This window comes from Actinophytocola xinjiangensis (assembly GCF_001921215.1).
GTDB classification, from domain to species: domain Bacteria; phylum Actinomycetota; class Actinomycetes; order Mycobacteriales; family Pseudonocardiaceae; genus Actinophytocola; species Actinophytocola xinjiangensis.
In genome coordinates this window covers 374,495-388,655 of record NZ_MSIF01000004.1, presented here as the reverse complement: position 1 = coordinate 388,655, position 14,161 = coordinate 374,495, and the positions used below count along the sequence as shown (strand labels likewise).

Below are 14,161 nucleotides of genomic sequence, written 5' to 3'. Positions count from 1 at the left end.
TCAGGCTCCCTGCGGGCTCGTCACCGCGACCGGGACGGGGATCTCGGACAGCAGATCGGTGACGACGTGTTCGCCGGTGCGCTGGCGCAACTCGGCCTCGGGCTTGAGGATCAGCCGGTGGTCGAGCACCGGGTGCGCGACCTCCTTGATGTCGTCGACGGTGACGAACGGCCGGCCGTAGGTCGCCGCGATCGCCTGCGCGGCGCGGACCAGCGCGATGGTGCCGCGCGGGCTGGCGCCGTAGCGGACCTCGGAGTGCTGGCGGGTCGCGGAGGTGATGGCGGCGGCGTAGTCGACGACCGCGTGCTCGATGCGCCCGGCCCGCACCTGCGCGACGGCCGAGGCGAGCGTGGGGATGTCCACCACCGGCGGCAGCTCGTCGGGGTCGATGCCGGCGGCGTCGCTCATCACGACCAGGATCTCGGCGGCGCGGTCGGGGTAGCCCATGCGCAGCCGCATGAGGAACCGGTCGAGCTGGGCCTCAGGCAGCCGGTAGGTCCCGGCCATCTCGATCGGGTTCTGGGTGGCGATCACCAGGAACGGCCGGGGCACCTCGTGGCTCACCGAGTCGACGGTGACCCGCCGTTCGGCCATCACCTCCAGCAGCGCCGACTGGGTCTTGGGGGTGCCCCGGTTGATCTCGTCGGCCAGCACCACATTGGCGAACACGCTTCCCTGGTGGAAGGCGAACTTCTCCTCGTTCTGGTGGTAGACCTGGACACCGGTGATGTCGCCGGGCAGCAGGTCGGGGGTGAACTGGATCCGGTTCCAGCTGCCGCTGATGCTGCGTGCCAGGCAGCGCGCCAGGGTGGTCTTGCCCAGTCCCGGCACGTCCTCGATGAGCAGGTGTCCCTCGCAGAACAGCGCGGCGACGGCCAGCCGGACGACGTGCGGCTTGCCCCGGATGACCCGCTGCACGTTGTCGGCGATCCGCTCGTACACCTGACCGGGTGTCTGACTCACGTTCTCCCCTTTGCCTTCCGCTGCGCGCTCACCAGGTCACCTGGTTGGATCTGACGGGGCCGATGCCGGAGACCTCGGTCTCGACCCAGGGCCGCTCGCCGGGTCCGGCGTAGGCGAACTGGTCGAACGTCGCGTCGCCGTTGGCGTCGGTCCTGGTCGTGTGGCCCTCGTTGGAGTACCCGTCGTCGACGTCGCTGTACGGGATGACGAGGTAGTCGGTGTTCGGTTCGAAGCCCGTCATGACGACGTGCATCCACGCGCAGTCGGGCTCCTGACCGCAGTGGTCCTCGGTCAGCGCGCCCTTGCTCAGGGCGATCTGGGGCTCCAGCCTCGGCGTTCCCGGCTGCCAGGTGATCCGGTTGGACTCCTGCTGGTCGACCGTGACCCACACCTGGTTGCCCGGCACGTCGTAGTTCAGCTGGTTGTAGGTCCCCGCGCCGGTGCCGTCGGTGGTGAACTGCTCGGTGACCACGTTGGCGTTGTCCTGGGAGCTGAGCGTGATGTCGTAGGTGGTGTCCGGGTCGAACCCGGACATCGTCGCGTTGACCCAGAAGCAGTCCGGTGGGTTGCAGTTGCCCGTGTCGGACGGCCCGCCCTGGCTGATCTGGACCGAGCGCACCGGAACCGTGTTCTCGTGGACGGCGGTCGCCGGCTGGCCGATGAGGGTCTGCCCGTCCGGGGTCCTGGTCACCGCGCGCACCGTGAACGTGATGTTCTGGGACGCCTGCACCTGCGGGTACACGACCGACGTCCCGGTCACGTTCTGCGTTCCGATCCCGGAGGCGTTGACCTCGTAGTGCGCCAGCGTGCCGCCGTTGAGCGGAGGCTGGCCCCAGTTCAGCGTGACGTCCCTGGTCGGCCGGTCGTTCTCGTCGTAGTTCGCCGTCAGGCCCGTCGGTCGCCCGGGAGCGGAGACCGGCGCGTTCGGCGTGACCGAGGTCGCGGCGGCCGGGCCGGTGCCGACCCGGTTGACCGCCGCCACCGTGATCTCGTACCGCACGCCGTTGGCCAGGCCGGGGATCCGCGCCCGGCCGCCGGCGACGGTCGTCGTCCCGGTCTGCCCGTTGCCGCCCCGCCAGGACACCACGTACCCGGTGATCGGCGCGCGGTTGTCGGCGGCGGCGCTCCAGGTCACGGTGGCCGCGCCGTTGGCGGGCTGGGCGCCCACCCCGCCCGGGGCACCCGGCCGACTCGGCGGCACCGGCGGCGGGGTCTGTCGCTCCGGGCCGGGATCGCGGTTCGGCGGGGTGACCGGCACGCCGGGGCGGTCACGCTCGTCGTTGTTGTCGGTGCGGTCGTTCTCGGTCGGCTCGCCCCGGCCCGGGACCGGCTCGCGGACCGGCCGGTCCTCCCGGTCGGCCGGTTCGACGCTGGTGTCGACGTCGGTGACCGTGCCGTCGGTGGCGACCACCAGCACCTGTGTTCCGCCGCCGTCCTCGACGTAGATCCGGTCGTCCTCGCCCTGCGACAGGCGCGGGTCGCCGCCGTTCTTGTCGTCGATCGGCTCGCTGTCCAACCGCTTGCCCGCGGCGTCGAAGGTCAACACGGCGCCCTTGCGCACGTCCACGACCGCCACCACGTCCCCTGTGGACACCGGGCCCTGGAAGTCGCCGGAGCCAAGCGGAACGGTCTTGGTCGTCACCGGCGTGGTCCGGGTGTCCACCAGGATCAGGCTGCCGTCGTCGAGGATCGCCAGCCGGCCGTCGGTGTCCCGGGCGGCCGGGCGGAACCCGGGCCTGAGCGGCACCCCGAGGTCGACGCCCTCGCCCAGCGAGTCGCCGTCGATGACGTGCAGCCGGCCGGTGAACTGGTCGACGAACGCCGGCCGGCCGTCCACCAGGGTCAGTGCGCCGTGGTGGTCCTTGGGCGCGGACACCGGGCAGTCGGAGATCTCCACCGCGTCCAGTTCGACCGTGCAGATCCCGCCTTCCCCGGTGCGGTGGAACCACACGGTGCCGTCGTCGGTGACCGCCGGGGTGCCGATCGGGCCGCCCGTGGGGATGGCCGCCGCCGGGTCGCCCAGGCGCACGATCTGGCCGGCCTGGCGGTAGACCGCGTACGGGCCGCCGACGACCTCGATCCCGACCGGTGTCTCCTGCTCCGGGGCCGGCACCGACCGCCGCTCCTCCAGCGAGGCCTTGTCGAACTCGGTGATCCGGTTCTGCCCGACGACGTAGCCGCTGGTGTCGCTCTGCAACACCTGGCTGCCCGCCTCACCGTCCACCCGCAGCTGGGCGTCGATGTTGGCGGTCGCACCGTCGATGTGGAACACCCTGTTCAGCTTGGAGTTGAACACCCAGTGGCCGGTGTTGGCGAACTGCGAGGCCGACAGCGGCTGGGTCGCCCCGGCGAGCACCGCCCCCACGGCCGCCACGCACAGGACGACCAGCAGGACGAGGGGTCGGCTGGCGTGCTTCCTTGACACGGGGCGGGATGCTAGCGACGGTGTGTGGGGACCGGTCCCCGTCGTCGGTGCCTGACGTTTCATGCTCCGCTATCCGTCCGTCTCAGGACCCCAGGGTGAAACTCTTCCGGATGTCGTCGATCAACGGTGTGACCGCGTCCCAGTGGGCGGCCAGCACCCGCGCGTCGTTGGCGTACAGGGTGAACGTCACCTGGTACAGCGGCCCGGCCACGACCGCCCTGGTCCGGGTGCGGTAGTACACCCCGCCGGAACGGTAGGTCTGCTCCAGGTCGGCCGTCGAGGTGTTGCCGGTCAGCTCGATCTGGTCGTACTCGGTGACGTCCTGTTTCGACTCCTGGATCCCGGCCTCCTCGGCCAGGAAGTCGTCGGCCGACACCCCCTGCTTGTCGGTGTCGCGCTGCACGCGCACCGACAGCCGCCCGACGGACGCGTCGCCACCGGGCTCACTGGTCCAGGTGACGTTGGCCAGCGGCCCGTCGATCGAGGCGGTGCGCTGCCACTCCCGGGGGACGTCGATGGTGAAGCCGAGGTTCTCCTCCTTCTCCTCCAGCTGGACCCTCGGCGGGGCGATGCTCGTGGCCGGGGCGGAGGAGGTCGTCGGACTGCCGCCGCCGAGCTGGTCGCCGTCGGAGCGGGTGGCCACCACGACGGTCACCACGATCGCCGCCGCCGCGGCGACCGCGCCCAACGCCACCCACGGCCCCCGGGACCGCCGGGGCGGCCCGGGACGCGGCGGGGCGAGCGGGCGCGGCGTGACCGGGTCGAGCGTCGGCGAGTCCGGCCGGACCGGGACGGACACCACCGGCTGGTGGGGCAGGAACGGCGGGAGCTCGGTGCGGGTGTTGGGCACCGTGCCGTCGGCGACGGTGACCTCGCCGGCCGGATTGTCGGCCCTGGTCATCGTCTCCAGCCGGACCCGCATGCCCGGCGGCACCGGCGCGGGCAGTGCGGCGATCTCGGTCAGCCGGTCGATGGCGGTGCGGGCGGTCATCCGCTCGGCGGGGCGCTTGCGCAGCAGGCCCTCGATCACCGGGGCGAGCCGGCCGACCTTCGGGTCGGGGTCGGGTTCCCAGGACAGCACCGCGCCCAACGTGGCCTGCACGTCGCCCCGGTGGAACGGGGTGCGGCCAACGACCATGCCGTAGAGCATGATCCCGACCGACCACAGATCGGCGGCCGGTAGCGCCTCGTCCCCCCGGATGCGCTCCGGGGAGATGTACTCGGGGACGCCGGGCAGCTGTCCGGTGGCGGTGAGCACCGAGTCGCCGTCGATCACCGCGATGCCGAAGTCGGTGAGCACCGCCTGGTCGCCGTCGTCGACCAGCATCACGTTGGCCGGTTTGACGTCGCGGTGCAGCACGCCGTTGTTGTGGGCGTAGTCGAGGGCGGCGAGCACGGTGGCGCCCAGCCGGGCGGCGCGGTCGACCGACATCGGGCCGTCGGTGGCCAGCGCCTCGCTCAGCGAGCGGCCGTGCAGCAGCTCCATCACGATCCACGGCAGCCGCCGTTCGTCGGTCACCACGTCGTGGATGGTGATGATGCCGGGATGCTTGCTCAGCTTCGCCGCGGCCCTGGCCTCCCGCAGGGCACGCCGCACCTCCGGGTCGTCCTCGCGGAGTTCACGACCGCCCGGCCGGATCTCCTTGACCGCCACCTCACGGTCGAGGAACTCGTCGTGCGCCAGCCACACGACGCCCATTCCGCCCCGACCGAGCGACCGGCGCAGCCGATACCGCTGCGCGACCAGTCTCCCCTCGCCCTCCGCCACCACTGCAATGTACCGACCACGTTCTGTCGCTGGGCACGTTCCCCTCATTCCGGGCCGGCCCGGGGGTACGGTGATCAAAGTAGTCGGCGCGCGGGAGTAACGAGGTGTCAACGAGTTACTGGGCGAAAGTCCCCGTCGGACCGCACAGTCGCCGGTGGAACACCGTTCACGCCGAACGAACGGTCCTGGTGGTCGTACACACGGTCACCGCGCTGAACCGGCTCAACGATTTACTGACGGTGTTCGACTCCGACCGTCGGATTCAACTGGTGTGCGGTGTTCCCGGCACATCGGCGGTGACCGCAGGGGTCGAGGAGGCGCTGGCCGGCAGTGGCGCGGTGGTGCTGCCGTGGCAGCAGGCGATCATGACCGAGTTCGACCTGGCGGTGTCGGTGCACCACAGTGGCAACCTGCACGACATCGTCGCGCCACTCGCCGTTCTCTCCCACGGAATCGGCTACAGCAAATACTCGAACCGCCGCTCGGCGAACGGGAACCGGACCGTGTACGGATTGTCCCCGCAATCCCTGGTTCAGGACGGAACGGTCGTTCCGCGCGCGATAGTCCTGTCCCACGACACCGAGTTGGAACGACTCGCGGCGACGGTTCCGGACGCGGTCGGCGCGGCGGTCGTCGCCGGCGATCCCTGCTACGACCGGCTGATCGCCAGCCGGCCGAACAGAAACCGCTATCGGGAAATGCTCGGCGCCCCTTCTCGGACATCGATTGTTCTGGTGTCGTCGACCTGGGGCGCGAATTCCCTTTTCGGCCGTTCACCGGACCTGATCGCCCGGTTGCTGGCCGAACTGGACACCGACCGGCACACCGTGTGCGCGGTGCTGCACCCGAACATCTGGTACGCGCACGGACCGGCCCAGGTCCGGTTGTGGCTGGCCGACTGTCTGCGCGCCGGCCTGCGTCTGGTGCCCCCGGCGGCCGGCTGGCAACAGGCGCTGCTGGCCGCCGACGTCGTGATCGGCGACCACGGTGCCGTGTCCGGCTACGCCGCCTCGCTGGGCCTACCGACCCTGCTGGCGGCGTTCCCGGAGGACGACGTCGTCACCGGGTCGGCGATCGAGGCCCTCGGTGCGACCGCACCGCGCCTGGACCTGACGGGTCCGCTGGAACCCAACTCCGGGCGGCGATCCGCGCGCCCCGCGACCACCGCCCGGTGCGCGACCTGGCGACCTCGGTCCCCGGCCGCTCGGCCGCCCTGCTGCGCTCGGTGTTCTACGACCTGATGAACCTGCCCGAGCCGCCCGCCGGCCCGGTCCTGGCCCCCTATCCCCCGACCGACCTGGCTCCGCTGCGCGGCGAGGTCGAGGCGTGGTGGGCTCGCGTCGACCTCGCCCCCGACGGTGTGCACGCGCTGCGCCGCTGGCCAGCCGACGTGCCGCCGGCCGAGGGCCTGGACCGGTATCTCGTGGTGGCCGCCGGCCACCCCCGCCACGACCTGTACGGCCTGGCCGCCGTGATCGTGCTCCCGCACGACGGCCCGCCGGCGGCGGAGGTGTTCGCCGCCCGTCCCGCCTGCCGCCTGGTGGTGCGCCATGGCACGCGCGACCGCTGCGAGGCGACCTCGCGGGACGGCGCGACGGTCACGGTGCGGGTCACCGACCCCGGCCCGGTGGACGCGTCGGTGTACGCGTCGGCCATGGTCGACCTGACGGGCCGGGTCGAGTTGTCGGTCGGCGACCACCGCACGACGGTCGAGCGCTAACCCTCACCGAGTTCGTCGCGGAGCCGGTCCTCCCTGGGGTCGCCGAGTTCCGCGTAGAGATCGGCGGCCCGCTCCCGCGCGGCCCGCGCCCGTTCGGGATCGCTGTCCAGCGTCGCGGCCAGGTCAAGGGCGTCGGCCTCGGCCCGCCGAAGCCCGTCGGCGCGGAACAGCTCGGCCGCCTCGTGGCAGTCGGGCGCAGATCCGCTCGCCTCGCCACGCACCCGCAGGCACTTGGCGGTGTTCTCCCGCTCGTCGGTGGCCCGGAAGTACTCCAGCGCGAGGGTCACCGCGGCGACGGCCGGCGTCCGCCTGCCCTCGGCGAACAGGGCGCGGGCACGGTTCAGGTTGACCAGGGCCCGCATCCGACCCTTCTGACCGTCGGGGATCCCCGGCAGGTCGATGGCCGCCTCGGACGCGTCGTAGCGGGCGTGGGCCTCGACGAAGTCCTTCTTCTTCGCGGCGACCTTGCCCAACCATTCCAGGTTGGACTGCCGCCCCTGCGCGTGGTCGAGCTGTTCGGCCAGCGCCAGCGACTCGGTGAAGTCCTGGCCGGCCCTGTCCAGGTCACCGAGCGCCATCCACGCGGCCCCGCGCTGGTTGGTCAGCTGCATGACCGCCGCCGGATCCCGGAGGCGGGCGGATTCGAGCCCGAGCCGGTGGCTCTCCAGCCAGGCGTCGGTGTGCCCGTGCAGGTGCAGGTACTTGAACACGGCGACACACAGCTGCCACGCGACGTCGTGCTCACCGACGTCCCGCGCGGCGCCGACACAGGCGACGACGGTGCGCCACTCCTGCCCGAACCAGTCCAGCGCCTCGTCCCGCGACACCGTCGGTCCGGTCACCGCGAACACCGACCCGACCCGCCAGCGCGCACTCAACGCGGCGTCGTGGCGGACCGCCTCCCGCAGGTACCAGCGCACGATCTTGGTGACAGCGGCGTCGGCGCGCCCGGACTCCCGGGCCCGCAGCCGCGCGAACTCCCGGAACACGGACGGAATGGCGTAGCGCCCCGCGACCGTCACCAGGTTCGCGTCGACGAGATCGTCGAGCATCTCCTCGGCCGCCAACACCTCGGTGCCACCGGCGATGGCGACCGGCACCGGCCCGAAATCCGGCCCCGGCACCAGCGACGCCAGCCAGAACACCTCCCGCAGCGGATCACGCAGCCCCCGGTAGGTCAACGTGAGCGCCGCGGTCACCGGTCGCGTCACGTCCAGGTCCAACAACGCCGCCCGCGACTGCCGAACCCGGGTGACCAGCGACGCCGCCACCCGCGCCCGCCCCAACAGATGCGCCGCGACGAGCCTGATCAGCAACGGATGCCCGTCACACAGCGCGTCGAGCTCGCCGATCAGGGCGTCGTCGATCTCGGCCGCCGTGGCCCCGAGGCTGCTGACGAGCAACTGCCGGGCCTCCTCCGGCGGCAACCGGTCGAGCTTGACGCCGACGAAATCGTCGGCGTAGAGCCGCCGAAGGGCATTTCTGCTGGTGACCATGACCAGGGCATCCGGAGCACCGACGGGAATCAACGGCCGAATCTGCTCGACACTCACCGCGTCCTTGATCAACAGAACGAAAGCCCTACCGGCGCTGAGGCGCTGGTAGGACGTGGCCCGCGCGTCGTCGGTGGCGTCCAGGTCGGTCAGCCCCAGCCCGGTGAGCGCCTGGCCGAGCAACTCCCCCAGGGGAATCGGCGACCCGTCAGGCTGGGACGCACGGATCTCGATGTAGGGACCACCGACCGATTCCAGCCGTTCCACCGACGTCTCGGCCGCGAGCGAGTAGCTGCCATAACCGCTGGCCCCGTGGATGACGACCAGAGTGGGCTGCCGCTGCCGGGAACAGAGAGCGAGGCGATCGCGGATCGTTTGACGCTGGTCGAACCGGTCCAGAAACGGAGTTGCTCGACGTGGTCCGTTCACCCCGCGCTCCTTTGCCTTCGGCGTTCGCTGCTCACCGTATAGGCCCACGAAAAACAATGGGGCCGGCAGGCGAAAAGCCTGCCAGCCCCACCGCATATCCGTCAGGCGACACTCCGGAACCCGCGCAGCCGCAGGCTGTTGCTCACCACGAACACCGAGCTGAACGCCATGGCCGCCCCGGCGATCATCGGGTTCAGCAACCCGGCCGCCGCCAGCGGCAGCGCCGCCACGTTGTACGCGAACGCCCAGAACAGGTTTCCCTTGATCGTCCGCAACGTCCGCCGCGACAACCGGATCGCGTCGACGGCGGCCGTCAGGTCGCCTCGGACCAACGTCAGGTCACTGGCCTCGATGGCCACATCGGTGCCGGTTCCCATCGCGAGCCCGAGGTCGGCGGCCGCCAGCGCCGCCGCGTCGTTGACGCCGTCGCCCACCATGGCCACGACCCGGCCTTCCGACTGCAACCGTCGGACGACGTCGACCTTGTCCTTGGGCAGCACCTCGGCGATGACCTCGTCGATGCCGACCTCGGCGGCGACCGAGCGGGCGGCGGCCTCGTTGTCGCCGGTGAGCAGGACCGGGGTCAGGCCCTGCTCGCGCAGCAGCGCCACCGCCCGGGCCGAGGTCGGCCTGACGGTGTCGGCCACCACGAGCACGGCCCGCGCGGCACCGTCCCAGCCGACGGCCACGGCCGTTCGGCCCTGCCCCTCGGCGTCGGCCTTGGCCGTGGCCAGGTCGGCGGGCAGGTGGTGGCTCCACTCGTCCAGCAGTGCGGTGCGACCGACGAGGACGGCGTGCCCGTCGACGATCCCTTGTACGCCAAGCCCTTCCACGTTCGTGAAGTTCTCGACGGCCGGCAGGTCGCCGACCTCGGCGCGGGCGGCGGTGACGACGGCCCTGGCGATCGGGTGCTCGGAGGCGTTCTCCAGCGCGCCGGCCAGCGACAGCGCCTCCTCGCGGGACACGCCCTCGGCGACCGCGACGTCCACCAGCGACATCTGGCCGGCGGTGACCGTGCCGGTCTTGTCCAGCACCACGGTGTCGACCCGGCGGGTGGACTCCAGCACCTCCGGGCCCTTGATCAGGATGCCCAGCTGCGCTCCCCGCCCGGTGCCGACCAGCAACGCCGTGGGCGTGGCCAGGCCCAGCGCGCACGGGCAGGCGATGATCAGCACGGCCACCGCCGCGGTGAACGCGGCCGCCGCGCTGCCGCCGGCACCGAGCCAGAAGGTGAGGGTCCCGACGGCCAGGGCGATCACGATCGGCACGAACACCGCCGAGATGCGGTCGGCCAGGCGTTGGACCTTCGCCTTGCCCGTCTGGGCGTCCTCCACCAGTTTCGCCATCTGGGCGAGTTGGGTGTCGGCGCCGATCCTGGTCGCGCGGACGACCAGCCGGCCGCCGGCGTTGACGGTCGCGCCGACGACGGCGTCGCCGGGGCCGACCTCGACCGGGACGGACTCGCCGGTCAGCATGCTCGCGTCGACCGCCGAGTTGCCGTCCTCGATGACGCCGTCGGTGGCGATCTTCTCGCCGGGCCGCACGACGAACCGGTCGCCGACGGTCAGCGCCTCGACGGGGATCCGTTCCTCGCGGCCCTCACGCAGCACCGCGACGTCCTTGGCGCCGAGTTCGAGCAGGGCCCGCAGCGCGGCGCCGGCGCGGCGCTTGGAGCGGGCCTCGAAGTAGCGCCCGGCCAGGATGAACGTGGTCACCCCGGCGGCGACCTCCAGGTAGATGTTGGCCTCGCCACTCATCCGTTCGATGGTCAGCTCGAACGGGTGGGTCATGCCGGGCTCGCCGGCGGTGCCCCACAGCAGCGCGTACACCGACCACGCGAACGCCGCCAGGGTGCCCATCGAGATCAGCGTGTCCATCGTCGCCGCGCCGTGGCGCAGGTTCTGCCAGGCGGCGCGGTGGAACGGCCACGCCGCCCAGACCAGCACCGGCGCGGCCAGCGTCAGCGAGATCCACTGCCAGTAGGTGAACTGCAACGCCGGGATCATCGCCATCGCGATGACCGGCACGGACAGCACCACCGAGCCGACCAGCCGCTGGCGCAGCGGGCGGATCGGGTCCTGCGCCGGCTCGTCGGCGACCTCGGCGTCGGGCGGGGCGGGCAGGGCGGCGCGGTAGCCGGCCGCCTCGACCTGTTCGACGAGCACCGCCGGGTCGACGCCCTCGGGCAGGGTGACCCTGGCCTTCTCGGTGGCGTAGTTGACGGTGGCGGTGACCCCGTCGAGCTTGTTGAGCTTGCGTTCGATCCGGGCGGCGCACGACGCGCAGGTCATGCCGTCGATGGCCAGCTCGACGTCAGTTGTGGCCATGTCCGCCACCTTCCTCCGCGTCACCGGTGCCGGTGTTCACGGTGAACTCCGCGGTCCGCACGACGTCGCCGTGGCGGAAGTCCAGGAACAGCCGGTAGGTCCCGGCCGAGGGCACCTCGGCGAAGAACGTGACCGCCGGTCCTGGCTCGGTCACCCCGTCGCCGGGCTCGCCCTCGGGGTGGACGTGCAGGTAGGCGAGGTCCCCGCCGCGCAGTGCCACCAGGTGCCCGTAGGCGCCGAGGTAGGGCTGCAGGTCGGTGACCGGCCGGCCGTCGCGCCGCACGCTCAGCGTGACCTCCGAGGAGCGCCCGGCGATCAGGTCGCCGTCGAGGCGGACCTGGTAGCCGTCGACGTCGGCGACGCGCGAGGCCGGGTAGGTCGCCGGCTGGAAGTCGCCGGGGGCGGCCAGGTCGACACCGAGCGTGGTGCCGGCGCCGCCGGTGGGGGTGAAGTCGGCGAAGGCGCGGTAGCTGCCGGCCTGGGGGAAGGTCAGCGCGACGGTCCAGGTGCCGTCGGGCGCCATCGTGGGGTGGACGTGCTGGAAGCCGGCGGTGTCGCGGCGCACGACGATCAGGTGCATGCGCTTGTCGTGTTCGACGTCGAAGCGGGTGACCGGGTGCTGGTCGGGGCCGGTGATCCGGAAGGAGAACGTGGTGGGGGTACCGGGGGTGACGGTCGTGCTGGTGGGCGTGAGGGTGTAGCCGCCCCTGGACGACGCGAGCCCGGCCGGGTCGACCGGCCCGGCGGCTTCCGTGACGGTGCCGCTGTGACCGTCCCCGTGCCCGGCGCCGCCCTCGGCGTCGCGGGTGGTCTCACCGAGGGGACCGACAGCGCCGCCGGTCGCCCAGGCGCCACCGGCGACCAGGGCGAGCGCCACACCGTAGGCGGAGAGCCTTGTTGCAGTGTTCATGACAATCCTGTCGTTGGGCCGAGCGGTCAGGCGCTCAGCTGGTATCCGGCTTCCTCGACCGCGGCGCGCACGTCGTCGGCGCCGAGCGTGGTCTGGCTGGTGACGGTGACCTGGCCGCTGGGCAGGTCGACGGTCACGTCGGTCACTCCGTCGATGGCGGTGACCTCCTCGGTCACCGACCGGACGCAGTGGTCGCAGGTCATGCCGGTCACGGTGTAGGTCGTCACGGTCTGGGTCGTCCCGGTGTTGGTCATCTGGTCGCTCCTGTTCGCCGGTGGTGTTCGTCAGAGACATTCATACCCTATGGGGGTATAGGGTTCAAGTCCTGGTTCGGCAGGTGTCCGGCGGAGCCGGTCGCTACGAGCGCCCCTCGACCACCGCGCGAGCCTCGTCATGGGCCGCGAGCGCGGCCCCGACCGTGGCGGCGACCGTCACCTCGAAGATCTCGTCCTCGGTCAGACCCGCCGCCCGCAGCCGCTCGACGTCCCCGTCACCGATCCGGTACGAGGCGTCCCGCACGGTCGCCGCGTACCCGCGCAGCGGCTCGTCCAGACCCTCCCCGGTGACGGCCGCGCGGCGCAGCGCCGGCCCGGTGCGCCCCGGCCCGTCGAACACCGACCAGCGCATCGCCTCGACCGGGTCCCGGTCCGAGGCGGTGGCGCCACCGGCCAGCAGGAACGCCGGGAACCGGTAGCCGAACCGGTGCAACGCGCGGGTCCCGCTGTGCAGCTGACCCGGCCGCAGCACGAACCCGAACGCGTTCGCCAGCCGGTTCACCACGTCCCACACCAGCCGCACCCGCAGCGCCGCCAGCAGCGCGTCGTCGGGCACCCCGGCGGCGCGCGCCGGCCCGGGATCGGGCGGGCCGTCCAGGAACTCCCGCACGGCACGCACCTGCGGCCGCGCGGAGGCCGGGTCGTCCGGGTCGATCTCGCCGGTGCCGGCGATCCTGGTCAGCTCGGCGTGGCTGTCGACACAGAACGGGCAGCGGTGGCGCAGCGCGGTACTCATCGCCAGGAACTCGCGCTCACCGGCGGTCCAGTACGACTCGCCACGCATCGCCGGGGCGGTCAGGTCCAGCAGCGGCCTGGTCAGGAAGTCGGGGCGGTACAACAACATCCGCACGATGTCCGGCGAGTCCACACGCGACATCAGGGAAGTGGCACCGAGGAACAGCCTCGCCCGGGCGCGGTGCCCGTTGTCGAGAACCGACAGTCTCACGTCGTCTCCAGACGGTGTTCGAGGAACAACCGGTCGGCCGGCTCACCAGCCAGCTCGTGGGCCCGACGATAGGCCGCGGCCGCCTCCTCGGCGCGGCCGAGACGGCGCAGCAGGTCCGCGCGGGCGGCGTGCAGCAGGTGGTAGCGGTCCAGGCCCTCGATCTGGTCGATCAGCGCCAGCCCCCGCCTCGGGCCGCTGGTCATCGCCACGGCCACCGCGTGGTTCAACGCCACCACCGGGCCGGGCGCCACCACCAGCAGCTCCGCGTAGAGCGCGGCGATCCTCGGCCAGTCGGGCCGGGCGCCCAGGTGCAGCGCGGCGATCGCGGCCTGCAACCGGTACGGCCCACTGCCGCCATGGCGCAACGCCCGGTCCAGCAGCGCCATCCCCTCGGCGATCTCCGCGCCGTCCCACCGGGTGCGGTCCTGGTCGGCCAGCAGCCGCGCCCGGTCCTCGCGACAGACCCGCTCCACGGCCGCCCGCGCACTCATCCCCCGGCGGCGACGGCGGTGTCGGTAGCGGCGCCGGTGACCTCGCGCGGCCTGGCGTCCAGGCCCGACATCGACGCGACCGGGCGGACCTCGATGGCGCCCCGCTCGGTCATCGGCCACCGCCCCGCCAGCTCCAGCGCCTCGTCCAGGTCGCGGCAGTCCAGCAGGTAGTAGCCGCCGAGGTGCTCGTGGGTCTCCACGAACGGACCGTCGGTGACCAGCGTCCCACCGGCCCCGACCCGGACGGTCGTGGCGGCCCCCTCCAGGTGCAGCGGGGCGTCGGCGACCAGCGCGCCCCGCGCCCGGCACTCGTCGGCGAAGGCGTTCACCCTGGCCATCGTCTCCTCGTAGCGCTCGTCGGTCGGCTCGGGCCGGTCGCAGTTGTAGACCAACAGCAGGTACCGCATGTGTCCT

11 protein-coding genes and 1 pseudogene are annotated in these 14,161 nt (G+C 72.2%); 2 read left to right on the top strand and 10 right to left on the bottom strand.

Annotation, left to right across the window (positions count from 1 at the left end; all coding sequences use genetic code 11):
* The 3 genes from BLA60_RS12225 to BLA60_RS12215 form a co-directional block, all read right to left on the bottom strand.
* On the bottom strand, positions 1–963 hold the full coding sequence (locus BLA60_RS12225) for an AAA family ATPase (RefSeq protein WP_075132923.1): 963 nt from the start codon (positions 961–963) through the stop codon (positions 1–3).
* Positions 964–991: 28 nt separating this feature from the next.
* Complete coding sequence (locus tag BLA60_RS12220; RefSeq protein ID WP_154814292.1) at positions 992–3,388, bottom strand: fibronectin type III domain-containing protein; 2,397 nt, start codon at positions 3,386–3,388, stop codon at positions 992–994.
* Between the two features lie 82 nt (positions 3,389–3,470).
* On the bottom strand, positions 3,471–5,156 hold the full coding sequence (locus tag BLA60_RS12215) for a serine/threonine-protein kinase (protein ID WP_162292947.1): 1,686 nt from the start codon (positions 5,154–5,156) through the stop codon (positions 3,471–3,473).
* Positions 5,157–5,344: 188 nt separating this feature from the next.
* Between BLA60_RS12215 and BLA60_RS12210 the strand changes: the two genes are divergently transcribed.
* Together BLA60_RS12210 and BLA60_RS12205 are read left to right on the top strand one after the other, a co-directional pair.
* Positions 5,345–6,397, top strand: coding sequence for a hypothetical protein (locus BLA60_RS12210; protein ID WP_075132920.1), 1,053 nt, complete (start codon positions 5,345–5,347; stop codon positions 6,395–6,397).
* Positions 6,328–6,876 carry a hypothetical protein gene (locus tag BLA60_RS12205; protein WP_075132919.1) on the top strand — a complete coding sequence of 183 codons (549 nt, stop codon included), beginning with the start codon at positions 6,328–6,330 and terminating at the stop codon, positions 6,874–6,876. Before BLA60_RS12210 ends, BLA60_RS12205 begins: the two co-directional genes overlap by 70 nt.
* Here BLA60_RS12205 and BLA60_RS12200 read toward each other — a convergent pair.
* The 7 genes and pseudogenes from BLA60_RS12200 to BLA60_RS12170 form a co-directional block, all read right to left on the bottom strand.
* On the bottom strand, positions 6,873–8,636 hold the full coding sequence (locus tag BLA60_RS12200) for a hypothetical protein (RefSeq protein ID WP_075132918.1): 1,764 nt from the start codon (positions 8,634–8,636) through the stop codon (positions 6,873–6,875). The two genes, BLA60_RS12205 and BLA60_RS12200, sit on opposite strands and share 4 nt — an antisense overlap.
* 263 nt (positions 8,637–8,899) lie before the next feature.
* Positions 8,900–11,125 (bottom strand): heavy metal translocating P-type ATPase, encoded by a 2,226-nt coding sequence (locus tag BLA60_RS12195; RefSeq protein WP_075133015.1) that lies wholly within the window; start codon positions 11,123–11,125, stop codon positions 8,900–8,902.
* Positions 11,112–12,035, bottom strand: coding sequence for a hypothetical protein (locus BLA60_RS12190; RefSeq protein WP_075132917.1), 924 nt, complete (start codon positions 12,033–12,035; stop codon positions 11,112–11,114). Before BLA60_RS12190 ends, BLA60_RS12195 begins: the two co-directional genes overlap by 14 nt.
* 26 nt (positions 12,036–12,061) lie before the next feature.
* On the bottom strand, positions 12,062–12,289 hold the full coding sequence (locus BLA60_RS12185; protein ID WP_075132916.1) for a heavy-metal-associated domain-containing protein: 228 nt from the start codon (positions 12,287–12,289) through the stop codon (positions 12,062–12,064).
* A gap of 103 nt (positions 12,290–12,392) precedes the next feature.
* The gene (locus tag BLA60_RS12180; protein WP_075132915.1) at positions 12,393–13,256 is read right to left on the bottom strand and encodes a carboxymuconolactone decarboxylase family protein; all 864 of its coding nucleotides are present in this window, start codon (positions 13,254–13,256) and stop codon (positions 12,393–12,395) included.
* Positions 13,253–13,696 (bottom strand): annotated as a pseudogene (locus BLA60_RS12175) (RNA polymerase sigma factor); the annotation flags it as partial. The gene BLA60_RS12180 and the pseudogene BLA60_RS12175, both read right to left, overlap by 4 nt.
* A gap of 47 nt (positions 13,697–13,743) precedes the next feature.
* The gene (locus BLA60_RS12170; RefSeq protein ID WP_075132914.1) at positions 13,744–14,154 is read right to left on the bottom strand and encodes a YciI family protein; all 411 of its coding nucleotides are present in this window, start codon (positions 14,152–14,154) and stop codon (positions 13,744–13,746) included.
* Positions 14,155–14,161 lie beyond the last annotated feature (7 nt).